The sequence below is a fragment of the Arthrobacter wenxiniae genome (assembly GCF_013376105.1).
Classification (GTDB): domain Bacteria; phylum Actinomycetota; class Actinomycetes; order Actinomycetales; family Micrococcaceae; genus Specibacter; species Specibacter wenxiniae.
In genome coordinates this window covers 329438-349860 of the sequence record NZ_JAAMFM010000001.1, presented here as the reverse complement: position 1 = coordinate 349860, position 20423 = coordinate 329438, and the positions used below count along the sequence as shown (strand labels likewise).

At 69.3% G+C, this 20423-nt stretch carries 19 protein-coding genes and 2 riboswitches; of the genes, 11 read left to right on the top strand and 8 right to left on the bottom strand.

All coding sequences use genetic code 11. The features are described from left to right. Positions 1–82: 82 nt before the first annotated feature. The 6 genes from G6034_RS01665 (at position 83) to mnhG (ending at position 6564) form a co-directional block, all read left to right on the top strand. Positions 83–3064 carry a Na+/H+ antiporter subunit A gene (locus G6034_RS01665; protein WP_176633342.1) on the top strand — a complete coding sequence of 994 codons (2982 nt, stop codon included), beginning with the start codon at positions 83–85 and terminating at the stop codon, positions 3062–3064. Beyond that, a complete protein-coding gene (locus tag G6034_RS01660; RefSeq protein ID WP_176633341.1) occupies positions 3061–3603 on the top strand; it encodes a Na(+)/H(+) antiporter subunit C in 543 nt (180 codons plus the stop codon). The genes G6034_RS01665 and G6034_RS01660 overlap by 4 nt, the downstream gene beginning before the upstream one ends. Continuing rightward, entirely contained in the window at positions 3600–5237 is a 1638-nt protein-coding gene (locus G6034_RS01655) for a Na+/H+ antiporter subunit D (RefSeq protein ID WP_176633340.1), read from the top strand. Before G6034_RS01660 ends, G6034_RS01655 begins: the two co-directional genes overlap by 4 nt. Continuing rightward, complete coding sequence (locus G6034_RS01650; RefSeq protein WP_176633339.1) at positions 5234–5824, top strand: Na+/H+ antiporter subunit E; 591 nt, start codon at positions 5234–5236, stop codon at positions 5822–5824. Before G6034_RS01655 ends, G6034_RS01650 begins: the two co-directional genes overlap by 4 nt. Before the next feature lie 117 nt (positions 5825–5941). Further along, positions 5942–6208: a monovalent cation/H+ antiporter complex subunit F gene (locus G6034_RS01645; protein WP_176633391.1), complete on the top strand. Its 267-nt coding sequence runs from the start codon at positions 5942–5944 to the stop codon at positions 6206–6208. After that, positions 6205–6564 (top strand): monovalent cation/H(+) antiporter subunit G, encoded by a 360-nt coding sequence (gene mnhG, locus G6034_RS01640; protein WP_176633338.1) that lies wholly within the window; start codon positions 6205–6207, stop codon positions 6562–6564. The genes G6034_RS01645 and mnhG overlap by 4 nt, the downstream gene beginning before the upstream one ends. A 122-nt stretch (positions 6565–6686) precedes the next feature. Here mnhG and G6034_RS01635 read toward each other — a convergent pair whose 3' ends face one another. Next, positions 6687–6947: a DUF4235 domain-containing protein gene (locus G6034_RS01635; RefSeq protein ID WP_176633337.1), complete on the bottom strand. Its 261-nt coding sequence runs from the start codon at positions 6945–6947 to the stop codon at positions 6687–6689. A gap of 228 nt (positions 6948–7175) precedes the next feature. Next, positions 7176–7297: riboswitch (TPP riboswitch) on the top strand. A 45-nt stretch (positions 7298–7342) separates the two neighbouring features. Here G6034_RS01635 and G6034_RS01630 point away from each other — a divergent pair. The 4 genes from G6034_RS01630 (at position 7343) to G6034_RS01615 (ending at position 12050) form a co-directional block, all read left to right on the top strand. Beyond that, on the top strand, positions 7343–7969 hold the full coding sequence (locus tag G6034_RS01630) for an ECF transporter S component (protein WP_176633336.1): 627 nt from the start codon (positions 7343–7345) through the stop codon (positions 7967–7969). 2 nt (positions 7970–7971) lie between these two features. Further along, entirely contained in the window at positions 7972–9534 is a 1563-nt protein-coding gene (locus G6034_RS01625) for an ATP-binding cassette domain-containing protein (protein WP_176633335.1), read from the top strand. After that, positions 9531–10328 carry an energy-coupling factor transporter transmembrane component T family protein gene (locus tag G6034_RS01620; RefSeq protein WP_176633334.1) on the top strand — a complete coding sequence of 266 codons (798 nt, stop codon included), beginning with the start codon at positions 9531–9533 and terminating at the stop codon, positions 10326–10328. The genes G6034_RS01625 and G6034_RS01620 overlap by 4 nt, the downstream gene beginning before the upstream one ends. A gap of 189 nt (positions 10329–10517) precedes the next feature. Continuing rightward, positions 10518–12050: a UDP-N-acetylglucosamine 1-carboxyvinyltransferase gene (locus G6034_RS01615; protein ID WP_176633333.1), complete on the top strand. Its 1533-nt coding sequence runs from the start codon at positions 10518–10520 to the stop codon at positions 12048–12050. A 46-nt stretch (positions 12051–12096) separates the two neighbouring features. Here the strand turns inward: G6034_RS01615 and G6034_RS01610 are convergent, their stop codons facing one another. The 4 genes from G6034_RS01610 to G6034_RS01595 form a co-directional block, all read right to left on the bottom strand. Then, a complete protein-coding gene (locus tag G6034_RS01610) occupies positions 12097–13308 on the bottom strand; it encodes an O-succinylhomoserine sulfhydrylase (protein WP_176633332.1) in 1212 nt (403 codons plus the stop codon). 66 nt (positions 13309–13374) lie between these two features. Next, positions 13375–13767 (bottom strand): rhodanese-like domain-containing protein, encoded by a 393-nt coding sequence (locus G6034_RS01605; protein ID WP_176633331.1) that lies wholly within the window; start codon positions 13765–13767, stop codon positions 13375–13377. After that, positions 13764–14024: a DUF1737 domain-containing protein gene (locus tag G6034_RS01600; protein WP_176633330.1), complete on the bottom strand. Its 261-nt coding sequence runs from the start codon at positions 14022–14024 to the stop codon at positions 13764–13766. Before G6034_RS01600 ends, G6034_RS01605 begins: the two co-directional genes overlap by 4 nt. 85 nt (positions 14025–14109) lie before the next feature. Continuing rightward, a riboswitch (SAM riboswitch) is annotated at positions 14110–14232 on the bottom strand. A gap of 162 nt (positions 14233–14394) precedes the next feature. After that, positions 14395–15312 carry an aminodeoxychorismate lyase gene (locus G6034_RS01595; protein WP_176633329.1) on the bottom strand — a complete coding sequence of 306 codons (918 nt, stop codon included), beginning with the start codon at positions 15310–15312 and terminating at the stop codon, positions 14395–14397. A 111-nt stretch (positions 15313–15423) separates the two neighbouring features. Here G6034_RS01595 and cls point away from each other — a divergent pair, with 111 nt between their 5' ends. Beyond that, positions 15424–16902, top strand: a complete 1479-nt coding sequence (gene cls / locus G6034_RS01590; RefSeq protein ID WP_425485438.1) for a cardiolipin synthase — start codon at positions 15424–15426, stop codon at positions 16900–16902. A 166-nt stretch (positions 16903–17068) separates the two neighbouring features. On the opposite strand, the gene pabB is transcribed toward cls, so the two are convergent. Genes pabB through G6034_RS01575 form a run of 3 tightly spaced genes read right to left on the bottom strand, consistent with a single transcriptional unit; the run spans position 17069 to position 20420 of the window. After that, on the bottom strand, positions 17069–19204 hold the full coding sequence (gene pabB / locus G6034_RS01585) for an aminodeoxychorismate synthase component I (protein WP_176633389.1): 2136 nt from the start codon (positions 19202–19204) through the stop codon (positions 17069–17071). A 43-nt stretch (positions 19205–19247) separates the two neighbouring features. Beyond that, complete coding sequence (locus tag G6034_RS01580) at positions 19248–19751, bottom strand: low molecular weight protein-tyrosine-phosphatase (RefSeq protein ID WP_176633328.1); 504 nt, start codon at positions 19749–19751, stop codon at positions 19248–19250. A 48-nt stretch (positions 19752–19799) separates the two neighbouring features. Further along, entirely contained in the window at positions 19800–20420 is a 621-nt protein-coding gene (locus G6034_RS01575; protein WP_176633327.1) for a LysE family transporter, read from the bottom strand. Positions 20421–20423: the final 3 nt, after the last annotated feature.

Sequence of the window (20423 nt, the reverse complement as noted above, 5' to 3'; positions counted from 1 at the left end):
CGCTTGATAGGCTGAAACGGTCCAAAGAAGCGGTGTTTCTCCTGCAAGTCCTGCGTCCAGCCCGAACCCTGCGGAGCCCAGTTTGTTGATTGTCCTATGCGCACATTTCATGGTGGCCGTTGTCGCGCCCCTGATGTTTTCCCGCTGGGGCCGCTCCGCGTTCTACCTTCTTGCCGCCGTTCCCGCCGCCAGCTTCGCCTGGCTGCTGGCCCAGTACGGCAACGTTTACTCCGCGTCCCGCCCCAGCCCCGCGCTGGACGTTCCCTGGATCCCCACCCTGGGCCTGAACCTCACCTTTCGCATGGACCAGCTGTCATGGTTGATGTCCCTGCTTGTCCTGGGCGTCGGCGCCCTGGTGCTGGCCTACTGTGCCCGCTACTTTAAGACGGACGACGCCGGACTGGGCGGCTTTGGTGCCCAGCTGCTCGCTTTCGCCGGGGCCATGTTTGGCCTTGTCACGGCGGACAACCTGATCCTGCTCTTTGTGTTCTGGGAACTGACCACGGTGCTGTCCTACCTGCTCATCGGCTACGCCCGCACCCGCATCGCCGCCCGGCGCGCCGCACTGCAGGCGCTCATCGTGACCACCTTTGGCGGCCTGGCCATGCTGGTGGGACTGATCATGGTCGGCGAAGGCGCCGGGACGTACAGCATCTCCGGCCTGCTGGCCCGGGCGCCGGCACTGGTGGCGGCCGGTGGGACGCCCGGCACGGTGCTGGACGTTGGCGTTGCCCTGGTCCTGGTGGGAGCGGTCACCAAGTCAGCCCTGCTGCCCTTCCACTTCTGGCTGCCCGGCGCCATGGCCGCCCCCACCCCCGTCAGCGCGTACCTGCACGCCGCGGCCATGGTCAAGGCCGGCATCTACCTGGTGGCCCGTCTTGCCCCGGGCTTTTCCGGCACGGAGTACTGGCAGGTGCTGCTGACCGTGCTGGGACTGTCCACCATGCTGCTGGGCGGCTGGCGGGCGCTGCGCCAGCACGACCTCAAGCTCATTCTCGCCTACGGCACGGTGAGCCAGCTCGGCTTCCTGACCGTCGTCGTCGGGCTGGGCAGCCGCGAAGCGGCCCTTGCGGGGATGGTCCTGGTGCTGGCCCATGGATTGTTCAAGGCCGCCCTGTTCCTGGTCGTGGGCATCATCGACCACCAGTCCGGCACCCGCGACATCCGTGAACTGTCCGGCGTGTTCCGTTCCGCGCCGAAGCTGGGCGTGGTGGCCCTGGTCGGTGCGGCGTCCATGGCCGGGCTGCCGCCGCTGGCCGGTTTCGTGGCCAAGGAATCCGTGTTTTCCGCCTTTGCGGCGAACGCGCGCTACGGCGCTGCGGGACCCGTGCTGGAAGTGGCCGTGCTTGCCCTCATGGTGCTGGGCTCCGTGCTGACCTTTGCCTACAGCGCCAGGTTCCTGTGGGGCGGTTTTGCCAGAAAACCGGGCCTCCCCGTGACCGCCTTCGAGCCCGTGGGCTGGCTGTTCCTGGGTGCCCCGGCCCTGCTCAGCACGCTGACGCTGGCGCTTGGCGTGTATCCGGCCCCCATGGAGACATGGATTGCCCCCTACAGTGCGCAGTTCGCCGCCCTTGACCCGCATGGGCTGCACCTGCGGCTCTGGCACGGTTTCACGCTTCCGCTGGCCCTGAGCGCCGTGGTGGTTGCCGGCGGCGCGTCCATGTTCCTGCTGCGGGGCCGCTTCGAGGCACTGCAGGGGAAACTGCCTCCGATGCCGGACCTGGAGCGCGGCTACCGGCAGTCCGTGGTGGTCCTGGACCTGGTGGCGATCTGGGTGACCGGGCGGACGCAGCGCGGATCCCTGTTTTTTTATCTGGCCGTCATTTTGGCCACGGCCGTCGCGTCGGTCGGCGCGGTGCTGGTGCTGACCGAACCAAGCTGGGCGGGGCAGCGTTACTTCCTGGACATGGGCTCGCCGCTCCAGCTGGTTGCGGGCGCGGCCATTGTGGTGGGCGCCGTGGCGGCCGCCCGGGCGGACAAGCGCTTCATGGCCGTGTTGATGGTCTCGGTCACCGGCTACGGCGTGGCGCTGATCTTTGCCCTGCAGGGTGCGCCCGACCTCGCGCTGACCCAGATGCTGGTGGAAACCATCATCCTGGTGGCGTTTGTGCTGGCCATGCGTTCGCTGCCGGCCGGCCTGCGGGAACGCGCCGCCGGCGCCCGCAAGCTGGTGCGCATTCTGCTGGGTGCCGGGTTTGGCGCCGTCATGGTGCTGGTGGGCATCGTGGCCATGGGCTCGCGCACCGCCACCCCGGTGAGCCTCAGCCTGCCGAAAATGGCCTACGAGGGCGGCGGCGGCCTCAACGTGGTCAACGTGACCCTGGTGGACATCCGGGCGTGGGACACGTTTGGCGAGATTTCCGTGCTGGCCGTTGCCGCCACGGGCGTGGCCAGCCTGATCTTTGTCCGCGGGCGCGGGCAGCGCCTGGCCCGCGCCGAGACCGTGGCCACCGGCAGCGTTGGCCGCATTGGCGGGCCGGGCATGTTGCCCAGTGCCGTCGTCGAACTGGCCAAGAGGTTTGCCGTGGTGCCCGCCGACCCCTGGCTCGTTGCGGGGCGCACGCTGGCCCCGGAACGGCGTTCCATCATCTTCGAGGTGGTCACCCGGCTGGTGTTCCACAGCATCATCGTGCTGTCCATCTACCTGCTGCTGGCCGGTCACAACGGCACGGGTGGCGGCTTTGCCGGCGGTCTCGTGGCCGGGCTGGCGTTGACCATCCGGTACCTGGCCGGCGGCCGCTTTGAACTGGCCGAGGCCACACGCATCTCCGCCGGGACGCTGCTGGGGCTGGGCCTCGCCGCGGCGGCTCTCACCGGAATGGTGCCGCTGTTCCTGGGCGGCGAAATCTTCCAAAGCGCCATCCTCGGCTTTGACCTGCCCGTGTTTGGGCACGTCAAGTTCGTCACCTCCACGCTGTTCGACATCGGCGTGTATCTGGTGGTGGTGGGGCTGGTGATCGACGTGCTGCGCAGCCTCGGCTCCGAAATTGACCAGCATGAAGAAGACGGGATCGGCGCCATCACCTTGATTGAGGACGACGAGCCGCTGGAGGTGGTCCGGTGAGCGTCAACCTGACGTTGCTGCTGGTCATGGGCGTGCTGTATGCCATCGGCATCTACCTGCTGCTGGAACGCAGCCTGACCCGCGTCCTGCTGGGCCTGATGCTGCTGGCCAACGCCACGAATCTGCTGCTGCTGGCCACCGGCGGCTATGCCGGGCTGGCACCGGTCTTCCACAAGGACATTCCCGCGGCGGCATATAACGATCCCCTGCCGCAGGCGTTCATCCTGACGTCCATCGTCATCTCCTTCGCCGTCACGGCGTTCATGCTGAGCCTGGTCTACCGGTCCTGGCTGCTCAGCCGCGCCGACCAGATCCAGGATGACCGGGAAGACCTCCGCGTCGCCAGGCAGGACCTCTTTGACGCCGAGGAGGACTCGGAAATCGCCATTGAAGTCTCCGACTTCCACGAAAACAACCAGCCGGCGGCCAGCCGCGAAATGATCCGGCAAGTGACGTTGAAGACGGCGAAAGCCCGGGGCCAACATCCGGGCGGCGGGCACGGCCCCGGCAGCCGGCCGGGAACGGGGGGCGGGGCATGAGCGTCGCGTCCCTGGCACCCCTTGCCGTGGCCCTTCCCATGCTGGGCGCAGCCCTGGCGTTCGTGCTCATCCGCCATCCCCGCGCGCAGCGCCGCGTCAGCCTGGCCATCCTGGCGCTGACGCTGGCCCTGGAAGTGCTGGTGCTGGCCGTGGTGTGGACGTCCGGGCCCGTCGCGGTTCACCTGGGCGGCTGGGCTCCTCCCTTCGGCATCGTCATGGTGGCGGACCAGTTTTCCTCGCTGCTGCTGGTGGTTTCCTCCGCCGTCAGCCTCTCGGTGCTGGTCTTCGCATCCGGCCAGGGTGCCGCCGACGGCGAGGAGGGTGGGCCGGTGTCCGTCTTCCACCCGACCTACCTGATCCTCGTGGCGGGCGTGTCCAACGCCTTCCTGGCCGGGGACCTGTTCAACCTGTACGTGGGCTTCGAGATCCTGCTGACCGCCAGCTACGTCCTCATGACGCTGGGCGGGACGGGCTCGCGCATCCGGGCCGGCATCACCTATGTGGTGGTGAGCGTGGTTTCGTCAATGTTGTTCCTGATCGCCATCGCCATGGTCTACGGGGCCACCGGGACCGTGACCCTGGCGGACCTGGCCGTGAAGCTGGGCCAGCTGGACCCCGGAACCCAGCACGTGCTGCACGTCCTGCTCCTGGTGGCCTTCGGCATCAAGGCCGCCGTGTTCCCGCTGTCCTTCTGGCTGCCCGACTCCTACCCGACGGCTCCGGCCCCCGTGACTGCCGTGTTTGCCGGGCTGCTCACCAAGGTGGGCGTGTACGCCATCATCCGCACGGAGACGCTGCTGTTTCCCACCGACCACTTCAATGCCGTGCTGCTCTGGGTGGCGCTGCTGACCATGGTGGTCGGGATCCTGGGCGCGTTGGCGCAGACGGACATCAAGCGCCTACTTTCCTTCACGCTGGTGAGCCACATCGGGTACATGATCTTCGGCGTCGGACTTTCCTCCGTGGCGGGGCTGGCGGCGACCATCTTCTACGTCATCCACCACATCACCATCCAGACCAGCCTGTTCATGGTCACCGGCCTGGTGGAGCGCCGCGGCGGGACCTCGGCCATCCTGCGGCTGGGCGGGCTGGCCAAGCTCTCTCCCGTGCTGGCCGTGCTGTACTTCATCCCGGCCATGAATCTGGCCGGCATCCCGCCGTTCTCCGGGTTCCTGGGCAAGCTGGGCCTGTTGCAGGCGGGCGTGGCGGACGGCTCCCCACTGGCCTACACGCTGGTGGTGGGCGGGGTGGTGGCCAGCCTGCTCACCCTTTTGGTCATGGCGCGTGTCTGGAACCGCGTGTTTTGGCGCAGCACGGCCGACGCCGAGGATCCCGACCCCGTGCTCCTCGCCACGGCGCCGGATGCCTCGGGCGGGCGCAGCATGCGTGCGCTGCGCACCAGCCGCTACGTGGACGCTACGGAGGGCCGCTTCTCCGGGGAAGACGAGATCCCCATCCTGCCCCGGATGATGGTCTACTCCACCATGGGGCTTGTGGCCCTGGGCGTGGCCCTGAGCGTCTTTGCCGGGCCGCTTTTTGAGCTCAGCCGGCACGCCGCCGAGGGCATGCTGGCCCGCACCCCGTACATCGAGGCCGTCCTGGGCGCCGGCGCGCAGACGGGAGTGGCGCCATGAACGGCGGGAAGGGGACCGCCGGCGCAGGGAAGGTGCGGCGCGGCGCCTGGCAGAAGCTGCCGGTGCTGGTGTGGCTGGTGGTGGTGTGGGGCGCCCTCTGGCAGGACTTCAGCCCCGGCAACCTGCTGTTCGGGCTGATCATCGCCTGGGGCGTGTCCCGGACGCTGTACCTGCCGCCCGTGGAGCTGAGCGGGCGCTTCAACGTGCTGCGTGCCTTGTGGTTTGGCCTGTGGTTCCTGAAGGAAGTGGCCATGGCCAGCTGCCAGGTCTTCCACTGGGCCGTCGTGAAGGGGCCGCGGATCCGCAACGCCGTGGTGGCCGTGCCGCTGCGCAGCCGCTCCGACCTCATCATGACGGGCGTGGGACACGTGCTCTCACTGATTCCGGGATCCCTGGTGGTGGAGGTGGACCGCGGCACCTCCACCCTGTATGTCCACGCCATGAACGCCCCGACGCCGGAAAGCGTGGAACAGGTGCGCCGCGGCATCCGGGACATCGAGGCGAGGCTGATCCGCATCATGGGCAGCCGCGCGGAACTGGCCGCCCTGGCCGTTGAAGTTGGAGATCATGACGCCGACCGCCGCTGAGGCTCGAGATAATCCCCACGCCCTCCCGCCCCTCGCAAGCTCGCAGCGGGGCCCTCGGGCGCGTGGGCCCAACCTCCCCGCCCCGAAAACGCCGCTCAAGGAGACACCGTGACAGGCTTGGAAATTGTGGCGGTGATTGCCTCCATCGTACTTTCGCTGGCCGCGGCCGGGACCATTTACCGCATCGCCGCCGGGCCGTCGCTGCTGGACCGCGTCATTGCCGCGGACGTCCTGCTGGCCATCTTCGGGGCCGGCCTGGCCATGGAGATGGCGTTGAACCGGCACACCGACAACCTGGCCCTGCTGGTGGTGATCAGCGTGATCGGGTTCATCGGCTCTGTCACGGTGGCCCGCTTCGTGGCGCACCGGAAGGAGGAGGCATGACCATCATTGACGTGCTGACCGCCATCTGCCTGCTAGGCGGGGCCCTGATGAGCCTGGCCGCGGCCGTTGGGCTGCTGCGGTTCCCGGACCTGATGAGCCGCATGCACGCGGCAACGAAGCCACAGGTACTGGGCTTGTTTTTGATGCTGGCTGCCATGGGCCTGCAGTTGCGCGCCTGGACCCTGGTGCCGCTGCTCATTGTCGCGTGGCTGTTCCAGCTGCTGACCGTCCCGGTGTCCGCCCACATGGTGGGCCGTGCCGGGTACCGCACCAAGCACCGCCGCCCGGAGCTGCTGAGCACGGACGAGCTCAACGACGTGGTGGCCGCCGCCGTCGAGGACCGGGACGGGAACTGACCCGGAGTGGGTGTCGGCAGACGCGGACTGAGGACGTTTTCGACGGGACCCACGCCCGCGTGGGGCGCCGGGAGGGGTACGGGGTTGGGGAGCCGGTGCGGGCTGCCGCGGTTGGATCGGTCCTAAACCTCTTCGGGGTGCTGCTTGAAGCGCGCGATCGCCTTTTGCGTGGTGCGGCTCGCAATGACCTGGATCACGGCCGCCACGGCGGAGGACACCAAGGCGAAGGTGAGCGCCGAGCGCAGGCTGTTTTCCAGGTCCGCGCCGTCCTTGGGCGGCTTGTTCCCCGTGCTCTTTTCCCAGGCGGTATCCACGATCTTGCTGGCAACAAAGCCTGCGGCCAGGCTCACGCCGGTTCCCAGCAGCTTGAACACAATATTCACAAAAACTCTCCTTGGTGTGCGGCGGGCTCGGCGAATTGCGGACGTCCCTTGGCCAGCCTAGCCGGTTGGCGGCGGCAGGCAGCGGAATTTCCGGCGCCGGTCCGGTCCCGCGCCCGCGCCGTGCCCGCGCCCGCCCGGGGCTCCCGCGCCCGCCCGGGGCTCCCGCCGCCGTCGTGCTTCACAAACATTCGCCGCGGCGCGGCGGCCCGGGTAGACTGAAGCCGCAATTCAACACGACAGGGGAGCGTCCTGTTCCATACCTTGGAACAAGGCGCTGAGAGTGCGGTCCGCCGCAGACCCTCGAACCTGCTCCGGCTAGTACCGGCGAAGGGAGTCGAGTTCTCTTCGGCTGCGCGGAAATACCGCCGGCCGCCCCTCCTGCAAAGGAGGAAACAATGAGCAAGTCAGTCGCGGGCAGTTCCGCAAACCCCAAGGCAGCAGCAAAGTCCACCTGGCGCGTGGTGGACATTGTGGTGGCCTCCGTCCTTTCCGTGGCCGTGGGCGTCATCTTCTGGCTGTGGTCCGCCGGCTACGGCGTCATCGCGGCCGTCACCGTCGCCTTCCCCCCGTTCCAGGGGCTCTACGGCGGCGGGTGGCTGATCGCCGGCGTGATTGGCGCCCTGGTGATCCGCAAGCCCGGCGCCGCGCTGTACTGCGAACTGGTGGCCGCCATTGTCGAAGCGCTGCTGGGCAGTTCCTTCGGCTTCACCGTGCTGCTCTCCGGCCTGGTCCAGGGCCTGGGCGCGGAGATCGTCTTCGCGGTGTTCCGCTACCGCCGCTTCACGCTGCCCGTGGCACTCCTGGCCGGCGCGCTGGCCGGCGTGGCCATGGGCATCAACGACTCCCTGGTCTACAACGTGGAATGGGCGTTCGTGTGGAAGCTCGTCTACACGCTGTTCGGCGCCATTTCCGGGGCCGTCATCGCCGGGCTGCTGTCCTGGCTGGCCGTGCGCGGCCTGGCACGCACGGGCGCCCTGGGCAACCTGCCCTCCCGCGGCGCCGCCAGTGAACCGGTGGTGTAGGCGTGGGAGTTTCCGGCGCGTCCGGGGTGGCCCCCGCCCGGATCAGTGCCCGGGGGTGGGGCTGGCAGCATTCGGGCCGCGCCGCCAAGGCCGTCCACGACCTGGACCTGGAGATCGAACCGGGCGAAAGGGTGCTGCTGCTGGGGCCCTCGGGTGCCGGCAAGTCCACGCTGCTGCACGCGCTCGCCGGCGTCCTGGGCGCCGATGAGGGCGCCGACGAGTTCGGCTCCCTGCTGATCGACGGCGCGTCCGTGGCGGAGGCCCGCGGCCGGACCGGGCTCATGCAGCAGGATCCCGACTCGCAGGTGGTGCTGTCCCGGATCGGCGACGACGTGGCGTTTGGCGCCGAAAACCTCGCTGTCCCGCGCGAGGAGATCTGGCGCCGCGTGCCCGCCGCGCTTGCCGCCGTGGGGCTGGAGCTGCCGCTGGAGCACCCAAGTTCCGTGCTGTCCGGCGGGCAGAAGCAGCGCCTGGGCCTGGCCGGCATGCTTGCCATGCGCCCCGGGCTGCTGCTGCTCGACGAGCCCACCGCCAACCTGGACCCGGCCGGCGTCGTCGACGTGCGCGACGCCGTCCGCAACAGCCTGGATGAAACCGGCGCCACGCTGGTGGTGGTGGAACACCGCGTCTCCGTCTGGCTCGACGTGGTGGACCGCATTGTGGTGCTGGCCCCGGAGGCGGCGGGCGAGCCCGGCGGTGTGCTGCTGGACGGCCCGCCCGCAACAGTCCTTGCCGAGGCCGCCGGCATGCTGTCCGCGGCCGGCGTGTGGGTCCCCGGGCACGTGCCCGCCGTCCGTCCCCGCACGGCGGTCCCCGCGTACGACGCCGGGTCGCACCTGTTGCTGGGGGCCGAGGCCCTGGCGGTGTCCCGGGCCAAGGCGCGGCGCGGCCACCCGGCCGTGCCGGCCGCCGTGGTGCCGTCCGTGCGGATTTTCGCCGGGCAGGCGCTCAGCGTGACAGGGCCCAACGGCGCGGGGAAGTCGACGCTCGCCCTGACCCTGGCCGGGCTGCTGCCCGCGGCGGGCGGGCGCCTTGAAGCGACGGAGGCGCTGTCCCGCGGGGCCGGGGGAGCGCCGCTGAAGTGGCGGGGGCGGGAGCTGATCAGCCGGATCGGCACCGTCTTCCAGGAACCCGAGCACCAGTTTGTCACCGGCAGCGTGCGGGACGAGTTGCTGTTTGCCCCCAGGCTGCTGGGGCAGGGCGGGGACAAGGTGGATGAACTGCTCGAGCGGCTGCGGCTGGGGCATGTGGCCGGCGCCAACCCCTTCACCCTTTCCGGCGGGGAGAAGCGCCGGCTGTCCGTGGCCACGGTGCTGGCCGCCAGCCCGCAGGTGCTGGTCCTGGACGAACCCACCTTCGGACAGGACGCCAACACCTGGGCCGAGCTTGCCTCGCTCCTGACCGAACTGCTCGACGCCGGCACTGCCGTGGTGTCCGTGACGCACGATGCCGCGTTCACCCGGGTCCTGGGCGGGGACAGGCTGGTCCTCGGTGCGCCTGCGGGGGACGCCTCCGTGGGAGACAACCACGCCCCTGCCTCGGCCAGGAAGGCGGTGCAGCGATGAGCGTGGACATCCTGGCGCAGCCGCGGTCCCGCGCCTGGCTGGCGGGCGCGAACCCCCTGTCCAAGCTGGGCGCGGGCATGGCCATCACCCTGGTGCTGCTTGCCAGCGTCGACTGGGTGTCCGCCACCGCGGCGCTGGCCCTCGAACTCGCCGTCCTGCCGCTGGCCGGACTGGGTGCCGGCCTGCTGTTGCGCCGCGGCTGGCCCATCCTGTTTGCGGCGCTGGTGGGTGGCTACGGCACGGCCCTGCTGGCCCCGAAAACGGGCGACATGCTGCTGGCACTGGGTCCGCTGACCTTCACCACCGGATCGGTGGAATCCGGCGTGGCCATTGCGCTGCGTGGGCTGGCCATCGCCCTGCCGGGCGTCATCGTCCTGGCCAGCACCGATCCCACGGACCTGGCCGACGCCCTGGCCCAGAAACTGCGACTGCCACACCGCTTTGTGCTGGGCGCGCTGGCGGCCATGCGACTTGTGGGGCTGCTGGTGGCGGAGTGGCAGACCCTGGGCATGGCCCGCCGGGCCCGTGGAGTCGGCGGGGAACCGGGCTTTTTCAGCGGACTGAAGGCCTCGCTGGGTCAGGCCATGGCCCTGCTGGTCCAGGCGATCCGCCGGGCGTCCCGCCTGGCGGTGACCATGGAGGCCAAGGGCTTCGGGGCCGGGCCGCGCACCTGGGCCCGGGAATCCACGTTCAGCCGCCGCGACGCCTGGGTGGGTGCAGGGGGACTGGCGATTGCCGCGCTCGCGGTGGGTGCCGCCGTCGTGCTTGGCACGTGGAACCCCGTGCTGGGGTAGCTCCTTCCGCCGAGGTTGCGCCACGTGAGCGCCACGGCATCCGGCAGGAGTAGCCTTGGTGGTGCGCAGGGCGGGGGCCCTGTGCACGATTTATCGCACACAGTGATTAAAGGCACCATAAATTCGCGGTTATGGCCGGGCATGTCAACAAATACCAGCAAAATATGCTTCTCATGATATAAAAGTTCCATGACTCAAGTGGCTGCAGAAACCGTAGGTGTAATGGTCCGGGATGCCCGGAACGACAAGGGCTGGACCCAGCTGGAACTCGCAGCGCAATTGGGGACGAGCCAGAGCGCCGTGGCCCGCATGGAACAGGGCAGGCAAAACCTGAGCCTGAAGATGATCCAGCGCATGGAGTCGCTGCTGGGCAGGCGGATCGTCAACCTCGGCAGCTCGCCCAAGAACGTGGTGACCCACCTGCGCGTGCACGGCGGCCGCGAGCTCTCCGGCAGCGTGGAGGTCAACTCCAGCAAGAACGCCGGCGTGGCCCTGCTGTGCGCCAGCTTGATCAACCGCGGCACCACCACGCTGCGCCGGCTGGCCCGCATTGAGGAGGTCAACCGGATAGTCGAGCTGCTGACCAGCATCGGCGTCGAGTGCCGCTGGCTCAATGCCAACGACCTCCAGATCCGCCGCCCGGCCGTCCTGGACCTGGCTGCCATGGACGTTGAGGCCGCCAAGCGCACCCGCTCCGTCATCATGCTGCTGGGCCCCCTGCTGGACCAGGAAGACGTCTACCGCATCCCTTACGCCGGCGGCTGCGACCTCGGCACCCGCACCGTGGAACCGCACATGCAGGCCCTGCGCGAGTTCGGGCTGGCCGTCACGGCGCACAACGGCTTCTACCAGGTCCAGGCCCCGGTCAGCGACGCCACGGACCGCACCTTTGTGCTGACCGAGCGCGGCGACACCGTCACGGAAAACGCCATCATGGCCGCCACGCACCGCGAGGGCACCACCGTGATCCGCAACGCCAGCCCCAACTACATGGTTCAGGACCTCTGCTTCTACCTGCAGGAACTCGGCGTCGAGGTGGAGGGGATCGGCTCCACCACGCTCACCATCCGCGGCAGGGCCCGCATCGACGTGGACATCGAGTACGCCCCGTCCGAGGACCCCATCGAGGCCATGAGCCTGATCACCGCGGGGATCGTGACCAAGTCGCGGGTCACGGTGACCCGCGTGCCCATCGAGTTCATGGAAATTGAGCTCAAGGTGCTCGAGCAGATGGGCTTCCGCTATCTCAAATCCGCCGAATACGTGGCCCGCAACGGCAAGACCCGCCTCGTTGACATCACCACGCTGCCCTCCGAGCTGCACGCCGCCCCGGACAAGATCCACCCCATGCCGTTCCCGGGCCTGAACATCGACAACCTGCCATTTTTCGCCGTCATTGCCTCCTGCGCCGAGGGCACCACGCTGATCCACGACTGGGTCTACGAGAACCGTGCCATCTACCTGACCGAGCTGAACCGCCTGGGTGCGGGCGTCCGCCTCCTGGACCCGCACCGCATCGACATCAAGGGCCCGACGGCGTGGCGCGCGGCCGAGATCGGCTGCCCGCCGGCCCTGCGCCCCGCGGCCTGCATCCTGCTGGCCATGCTCGCGGCCAAGGGCACCTCGGAGCTGCGGAACATTTACGTCATCGAGCGCGGCTACGAGGACCTGGCGGAGCGCCTGAACACCGTCGGCGCCGAGATCGAGTACTTCCAGGACTAGGTCCCCCAGCGCGGCCGGCCGTGATCTCCAACCTCGGCGGGAGGGGCTAGATCGAGGAGAGGGCCTGCTCCAGGTCCTTTGTCAGGTCGGCCAGGTCCTCCAGGCCCACGGAGAGGCGGAGGACGCCGGCGGACAGGCCGATGGCTGCGCGGCCCTCGGGCCCCATGGCCCGGTGCGTGGTGGTGGCCGGGTGGGTGATGAGCGACTTGGTGTCGCCGAGGTTGTTCGAGATGTCCACGACCCGCAGGGCGTTGAGGAGCTTGAAGGCGGCGTCCTTCCGGGTCCCCACGGCTGGCTGCGCCAGTTCAAAGGTCAGCACGGTGCCTCCTGCCTTCATCTGCTTCCTGGCCAGCTCGTACTGCGGGTGGGAGGGCAGCAGCGGGTACTTGACCCAACTGATCTGCGGCTGCGCCTCCAGGAATTCGCCCAGGGCCAGGGCGCTGGCGCACGAGGCGTTGACACGCAGGCCCATGGTTTCCAGCCCCTTGGTCAGCACCCACGCGTTGAACGCGGACAGCGCAGGGCCCGTGTGTCGCATCAGGTTCTTCACGGGGCCGTCGATGAACTCCTTGGTGCCCAGGATGGCGCCGCCCAGCACGCGGCCCTGGCCGTCGATGTGCTTGGTGCCGGAGTACACGATGACGTCAGCGCCGAAGTCGCCGCAACGCTGGAGCAGGGGGGTGGCGAAGACGTTGTCCGCCACCACCTGGGCGCCGGCCGCGTGGGCCAGCTCGCAGACGGCGGCGATGTCCACGATTTCCTGCATGGGGTTGGACGGCGATTCAAAGAAGACGGCGGTGGTCGGCACGGACAAGGCCGACCGCCACTGGTCCAGGTCCGGCCCGTCCACAAACACGGTTTCGACGCCCCAGCGCGGGAGCAGTTCGTTCAGGATCACAAAGCAGGAGCCGAACAGCGAGCGGGAGGCCACCACGCGGTCACCGGCCCCCAGCAGGGCGCCCAGGGCGGTGAAGACGGCGGACATGCCGGACGCCGTCGCAAAGCAGGCCTCCTTGCCCTCGAGCAGCCGCAGCCGTTCCTGGAAGGTGGCCACGGTGGGGTTGCCGTAGCGGGAGTACACGAAGCGGTCCACCTCGCCGGTGAACGACTGCTCCGCGTGCTCGGCGGATTCGTAGACGAAGCCGGAGTTGAGGAAGAGGGCCTCGGAGGTCTCCTGGAAGTTGCTGCGGTCCAGGCCGCCACGGACCGCCTGGGTCCCTTCGGCCCAACGGGCGGCATTTTCATTAAAGTTGCTCAATTGCGTGTGTTTCCTTAGCGTTCGCGGGTGGTGCCGGGTGCAGCCCCGGAAGGTGCGGGGGCGGGCTTACTTCCAGGGCAGCTTGCGGTTCTTCCAGCCGTTGACAACCCTGTCGCCATAGCCGTCGGGCACGCCCTCAAAGCCCTCGAGCACATTGAAGGCGGTGTACCCGGCGGCCGTGGCGGCCTCGGCGGCAGCGATGGAGCGCGCCCCGGAGCGGCACAAAACCACCAGTTCCTTGTCGGCGGGCACCGCCTTCCGCAATTCGGACACAAAGGCGGGGTTGGGCTCGCCGGAGGCAAGGCTCCACTGGATGAAGACCGGCTCCGCCGCCAGCCCGGAGGTGTCCGGGACGCCGATGTGCGCCCACTCGCCCGCCGTCCGCACGTCGACGAGGATGGCACCGGCGGCCACCCTGTCCCAGGCCAAGGCGGGTTCCAGGTCCCCGGCGTAGCTCACGCGATGCCCTCGCCGTCGAACTCCTCGGGGTCTTCCAGCCTTGACACGGCATTTGCCACGGCAGCGTCGGACGAGGCCACCGCATGGGGAAGGATGACGGCCTGGGCACAGATCACGGCCACGCCGTTGAAGGTCACGGCGGGGTTGCCGTGCAGGATGTAGCCCTCGGCCAGGGCGGCGGAGATCCGCTCGCAAAAGGAGCGGTCGTCCGGGCCGGTGATCAGCCGGTAGGTCAGCGGGGATTCTTCTGCGCTCATTGTGTACTCCTCCATGCAGGGGGCCGCATCTGCAAGCGGGTACCGGGCGGTGGACGGGCCAGTGGCACCGGGCAGACCGCGGGGCAGTTCGCGCTTGCAAGCCGCAGCCTTGGGTTGGCCGGGTTTGCCGAGTAGTCACCTGAGGCACCCCGCCGACACAGAGGGTTGCCGTCCAGCAAGTCAGGGCTTGGCGCTGGCACTCGTTACTCACTTGAAAACTAACACACCGCCCCCGGCCGGGGGACAGCCGGAGAGGGAAATATGGCGCAACATGACATTTTCGACCCCTGCGCGGCGGAGCGCGGCGCGGCCCATTGCGTTCCGCAGGCTGGGGGTCGAGGTCCCACCAACCGCCCCGCGCTGAAACGGCCTAGTGCGTTTGCGCGAGCAGCGCGCTGAGCTCGGCCGTCAGGCGGGCGCGCACCTCCGCCGTGCCGATCTCCGTGCCGTCAATGCTGTTGACAGGGGCGAGCAGCCTGATGCTGGAAACCAGCCAGACGGCGTCGGCGTCGAGCAGGTCCGCGGGCACCAGCGGGCCGTAGCCCAGCTCCCAGCCGGCCGCCTTCGCCGCCGTAAACAGGGCGCCCTGGGTGGTGCCGGGCAGGATGCCGCTGTCCAGGCTGGGGGTGATGAGCCGCTTGACGGGTGCTCCGCCGTCGTCCTTCAGGTGCGCCAGGAGGACGGACGACGTCGGCCCCTCCAACACGTGTCCGTCACTGCTTGTGAAGATCACGTCATCCGCGCCCTGGGCGTGGGCGTGGCGCAGGGCGGCCATGTTCACCGCGTAGGAAAGCGTCTTGGCGCCCAGCAGCAGCCACGGCGCCCGCTGCGCCACCGTGCTGTCGTAGCCGCGGTCCAGCAGGATCACGGCCAGGCCGTGGGCGCGCTGTTCGGCCAGGGCGGGGGGAACGGCGGTGGCCTGCACCCAGGACGTGGGCGAGCCGGCGCCCTCGGGGCCGCGGGTGGCGATCAGCTTGACCACGACGTTGGTGTTGCCGTCCTCGTCCGGCGCCGGGGGCGAGGCGGAGGCGAAGGCCCCGACCGCCGTCGCAATGGCACGCAGCCAGGCCTCCTCGCCGGGGACGTCCAGGCTGAGCGACTGGGCCGAGGCGGCGAGGCGGCCCAGGTGCGCCTGGACCTTGCGGGGGGCGCCATTGACGGCCAGCAGCGTTTCAAAAATGCCGTCGCCGCGCGTGACGCCCTGGTCGGTGGCCAGCAGGGCGGGCACGCCGGCGTCGGCAATGCGGCCGTCGGGGTGGGCGGGGTCCAAAAACACCAAAACAGTCATGGGTCGAGTTTAGTGCCCGGCAGGGGTGAATTTACTGCCCGAAACGTGTGCCGGCACCCGGTAGGCTAAGGTCACCCGAGGCGTCACTGGCGCCACCTGAGGAGGCACTGCTTGTTCTGGACAGCGTTCAGCCTGCCGGCCGGACCAGGCTGGCTCTCGGCCCTGCTGCTGCTCGCGGACCTGGTGATCCGCCTCGTGGTGCTGGGCATCATTCCCGGCAACCGCCGCCCCACCACGGCCATGGCCTGGCTGCTGTGCATCTTCTTCCTGCCCTACATCGGGCTGCTCCTGTTTCTCATGTTCGGCAATTTCCGGCTGTCGCGGCACCGGCGCGAAACCCAGGAGGCGGTCAACCGCCGCGTGGTGGAAGGGACGCGGGAGATCGCCAAACAGGTCACGCCCTACGACGGTCCGTCCTGGATCAACCTGGTCGTGGAACTGAACCGCAACCTGGGCTTCTTCCCGGCCCTGGGCGCCAACACGGTCCAGCTGATCAAGGGGTACCAGGAATCCCTGGACGCCATGGCCGACGCCGTCAGCGAGGCCACCGACTACGTCAACGCCGAGTTCTACATCATGAGTTCCGACTCCTGCACCGACCGCCTGTTCCGGGAGTTGGAGGCCGCCGCCGCACGCGGCGTCCGGGTGCGGGTGTTGTTCGACCACATCGGCTCGCTCCGCGTGCCCGGCTACCGGGACATGATCCGGAGGCTGGAGGCCAGCGACATCCAGTGGCGGCGGATGCTGCCGCTGCTGCCCGTGAAGGGCCAGTGGCGGCGGCCGGACCTGCGCAACCACCGCAAGATCCTGGTGGTGGACGGCCGCGTCGGCTTCACCGGCTCGCAGAACGTGATTGAACCGTCGTACCGCAAGAAGCGCAACGCCAAGGTGGGGCGCAAATGGGTGGAACTCATGGCCCGGCTCGAGGGGCCCATCGTGGGAACCCTCAACGTCATGTTCGCCACCGACTGGTCCAGCGAGACCGAGGAGAACCTTGAATCCCAGCTCGGCACGCACCACTGGGATTCGTTCGACGGCGGCGTGCTCTGCCAGGTGGTCCCCAGCGGCCCCGGCTTTGTCACCGAAAACAACCTGCGCCTGTTCAACACCCTGCTGTACTCGGCGGAGGAACGCATCACCATCTCCAGCCCCTACTTTGTCCCCGACGACTCCCTGCTCTACGCCATCACCACGGCGGCCCAGCGCGGCGTGGTGGTGGAACTGTTTGTCTCCGAAGTCGGCGACCAGTTCCTGGTCCACCACGCCCAGCGTTCCTATTACGAGGCGCTGCTGAAGGCCGGCGTGAAGATCTTCCTCTACCCCAAGCCGCTGGTGCTCCACGCCAAGCACTTCACGGTGGACGCGGACGTCGCCGTGATCGGCTCCTCCAACATGGACATGCGCAGCTTCTCGCTGAACCTGGAGGTCTCCGTCATGATGATCGACGCGGACGTGGTCCAGGACATGCACGGTGTCGAGGAGCAGTACCGGGCCGTCTCCCGCGAACTGCAGCTGGACGAATGGCTAACCCGCCCCATCCTGGCCCGCTACGTGGACAACGTGGCCCGCCTGACGGCCACGCTGCAGTAGGTTCCGGTGGTCGACGGGCGGTGGGCCGGCTTGTCCAGACCCAGGCGGCGGACCGGCGTTTTTCCGTCCGGCTATCCGACACTTCGGCCGCGGGCGGCCTCAGCGTCTCCTTTACGCCGGACTACAAAAAACTCCGGATCCGCCGCTCCGGCGGCGGCGCCGGTGCTCAGCCCGGGAAGTCGGCTCCCAGCGTCGACAGGACACCGTAGGCCTTGGCCTGGATCTCCTGCCATTCGGCGTCGTCGTCGGAGTCCGCCGTGATGGCGCCGCCGACCCCCAGCGAAAGGTGCGTGCCGCCGTCGTCGGTATCCTGCAGGACAAGGGTGCGTATGGTGACGGACAGGTCCAGGGCCGCATTGAGCGAAAAGTAGCCGATCCCGCCGGAATAGATGCCCCGCGGACCGGCCTCGAGGGAGTCGAGGATCGCCATGGTGCTGATTTTGGGCGCCCCTGTCATGGACCCCGCGGGAAAGGCCGCGGCCAGCGCCTCGGCGCGCGAACTGCCCGGAGCCAGCTGGGCCTCGATGGTGCTGACCAGCTGGTGCACCGTGGCGTAGCTTTCAATTTCGCACAGGCGCGGCACCCGGACGGTGCCCGGCACGGCGTTGTGCGAGAGGTCGTTGCGCAGGAGATCGACGATCATCACGTTCTCCGCCCGGTCCTTCAGCGAGGCGGCCAGGTCTGCCTTGAGCGCGGCGTCGGCCACGGGGTCGGCGTCGCGGCGGCGGGTGCCCTTGATCGGCTCGGCCCGCATGAGCCCCGCCGCGTCGATGCGCAGGAACCGTTCCGGGGAGGTGCTGCAGACCGCCGTGGCGCCCATGCGGAGGAACGCGGCGAACGGGGCGGGACTGCGGTGGCGCAGTGCCCGGTAGACGTCCCAGGCGTCCAGGCGTCCAGGCGTGTGCGCCTCCAGCTGCGTGGTGAGGCAGACCTCGTAGGAATTGCCCTCCCGGATCTCGGTGCGGCTGGCGGCGATCATGGCCTTGTACCTGGATTCGCCGTCGCGCAGGACGAACACCGGGGCCGGCAGCGGCGCCACGGGCGCGTCGTCGGTTTCGGCCAGCGCCGCGACCGCATCGCGGGCCCCGCGCGCCCAGTCCGCCGCCTCCTGGCCGGATGCCGGATGGTTGGCCTCGGCGAGGGTGAGCAGGAACAGGCACCTCTCCTGATGGTCGACGACGACGGCCCGCCCCGCGAACAGGAGTGCGGCGGTGGGGGGCGGGGTTGGCCCGGGCGGAGTGTTCGGCCCGGGCGGAGTGGCGCCGGCTGCCGCTGCCGCGTCCCGGGCGGCGGCCCCGCCGGTTTCGCCCTTGAGTTCGTACCCCAGCCAGCCGAGCCAGCCGAGGGTGAAGTCCCCCGGGTAGTGGTCGGGGGCGCGCACGGCCTTGCGGCCCCACACGGTGTCCAGCCAGCGGAAGAAGTGGCCGCGAATCCGTGCGGTCACCTCCCCGTCGGCCACGGTGGTGGTTCCGTCGGCGTGGGTGGCGGTGCGCCCAAAACTGCCAGAGGCATCGGCCATGATGGAGAACCGGGCGCGGCCGGCTGGGTCGGCACCCGCACCCGTCTGGTCGGCGGTGGAGCTGTCCAGCCACACGGCGTCCGTGGACCCGCCATAGAGTGCGGCGAAGAGTGCGGCCGCCGGCGGGTACGCGGCAACGCGGACGGCTGCGAATTCCAGTCCCCGGCGCCTGGCCAGTTCCGGCGCCAGGAGCGGTTCCAGGGCGGGCAGGCCGGCCAGTGCCGAGAGCACCCGCTCCGGCGCCCCGGCCACCCCCCGGGATCCGTCCACCACGATGTCGGCGGCGGCGGCCACGTCGCCGCCGGCAAAAAGTTCGTCCTCCTGCGCGGCCCAGCGGTCCCAGAATGGTGCGTAGGTCTCGCCGTCGCGCTCCAGTGCCCGGCGCCTGCGCGCCGGGGCCGGCGCCTCCACCCAGACCACCACATCCACAAGGGCCCTGGCAGCGGCGTGGGCGGCGCCCACCCCTTCCACCAGCACGACGTCGGCCGCGGCGGTGGTGCGGGAGCCGGCGTCGTCCGCGGGGCCCCAGTCCCCGGACGCCCAGTCCCAGGCGGTCCAGTGCGCGGTCCGGCCCTGGGCCAGCGGGGCGAGGACGGTGGAGACGTAGCGTTCCACGCCCTCGGCCAGGCCGTCCCAGCCGGGGTAGATGTCCTCGAGGTGGAAGAGCGAAACGGTGCGGTGGCGCCGGAGCAGGGCGGCCAGTTCAAGGGCCACTGTGGTCTTGCCCGCGCCGGAGCGGCCGTCGACGGCGATGATCACCGGGCGGCTGGGCCCACTGCGCAGAGGGTCCCGCGGCGGCCTTGCGGGCAGCGGGAGGTGCCGGGGATCAGCCACGGGCTGTGCCGTGAGCGGTGGCGTGTGCCAGGATGCCGGGGATGGCAGCGTGGATCATGGCCCAGCTGGCCTCAAAGTCGCTTCTGTCGCCGTACCAGGGATCGTAGATGCCCTGGGCGCTGCGGGGGGCTTGCGCCACGGCGGGATCGAAGGACCGCAGCATGCCCACCTTGGCCGCGGCTTCCGGCGTGGGGGCCAGGGCGTGCAGGGCGTCAAAATGGTCGGTGTCCAGGGCCAGGATGAGGTCCCGTTCGGCAAACCAGGCGGGGTCAAAGCTGCGGGCCTGGTGGGGATCCGCGGCGACGCCGTGGCGCGCCAGCGCGGCCGCGGCACGCGGGTCCATGGCGTTCCCGACTTCCCACGCCGTGGTCCCCGCGGAATCCACCACGACGTCAAGGCCGGCGGCTTCGGCGGCCCGGGCGAGCATGAACTGGGCCATGGGGGAGCGGCAGATATTGCCGGTGCAAACGGTGATGATCCGGTAGGGATTGCTCATGCGGCCAGTCTATCCAGCCCCCGGGCCCCTGGAGGCAGGCCGTCCGGCTCAGACCAGGGCCAGCAGGATCCCGACGCCGATGAACAGGATGCCAAAGATCCGGTTCAGCACGAGCTGGCCGCGCTCGCTGGTGGTCAGGTGTTTGAGCTGCTTTGCGCCGGCGGCGAAGATGAACCACATCACGATGATGTCAATGACCACCACGGTTGCCGTGAGGATGACGTATTGCGGCAGCAGCGGCCGTTCCGGGCGGATGAACTGCGGCATGAAGGCCAGAAAAAACACAATCGCCTTCGGGTTGAGCAGGTTCACCCAGAGCCCGCGGCGGAACATCGCGAACCCGTGCTCCACGGCGGCCGGTGCGCCTCCGGCGTCGGACGCCTCCGCCTTGGCCAACAGCTTGCGGACGCCCAGATAAACCAGGTAGGCCGCGCCCACGTAGCGGATCAGGTGGAACAGGAACGGCGAGCTGGAGACCAGGATGCCCACGCCCGCCGCGACGATGATGACGTGCATGACGAGCGCCAGCTGCTGGCCCAGAATGCCCCAGAACGAACGCCGGAAGCCGGACGTCAGGGCATTGGACATGGTGTTGATGGCGCCCGCGCCGGGAGTCAGGCTGATCATGGCGCCGGCGCCCGCAAGGGCCAGCCACAGGGAGAATTGCACCAG

Excerpts from the sequence above, each read along its gene's own strand:
- G6034_RS01650 (WP_176633339.1), top strand. The coding sequence starts at position 5,234 with ATGAACGGCGGGAAGGGGACCGCCGGCGCAGGGAAGGTGCGGCGCGGC.
- G6034_RS01580 (WP_176633328.1), bottom strand. The coding sequence starts at position 19,751 with ATGAGCAATCCCTACCGGATCATCACCGTTTGCACCGGCAATATCTGC.
- G6034_RS01615 (WP_176633333.1), top strand. The coding sequence starts at position 10,518 with ATGACTCAAGTGGCTGCAGAAACCGTAGGTGTAATGGTCCGGGATGCC.
- mnhG (WP_176633338.1), top strand. The coding sequence starts at position 6,205 with ATGACCATCATTGACGTGCTGACCGCCATCTGCCTGCTAGGCGGGGCC.
- G6034_RS01595 (WP_176633329.1), bottom strand. The coding sequence starts at position 15,312 with ATGACTGTTTTGGTGTTTTTGGACCCCGCCCACCCCGACGGCCGCATT.
- G6034_RS01655 (WP_176633340.1), top strand. The coding sequence starts at position 3,600 with ATGAGCGTCGCGTCCCTGGCACCCCTTGCCGTGGCCCTTCCCATGCTG.
- G6034_RS01630 (WP_176633336.1), top strand. The coding sequence starts at position 7,343 with ATGAGCAAGTCAGTCGCGGGCAGTTCCGCAAACCCCAAGGCAGCAGCA.
- G6034_RS01620 (WP_176633334.1), top strand. The coding sequence starts at position 9,531 with ATGAGCGTGGACATCCTGGCGCAGCCGCGGTCCCGCGCCTGGCTGGCG.
- G6034_RS01600 (WP_176633330.1), bottom strand. The coding sequence starts at position 14,024 with ATGAGCGCAGAAGAATCCCCGCTGACCTACCGGCTGATCACCGGCCCG.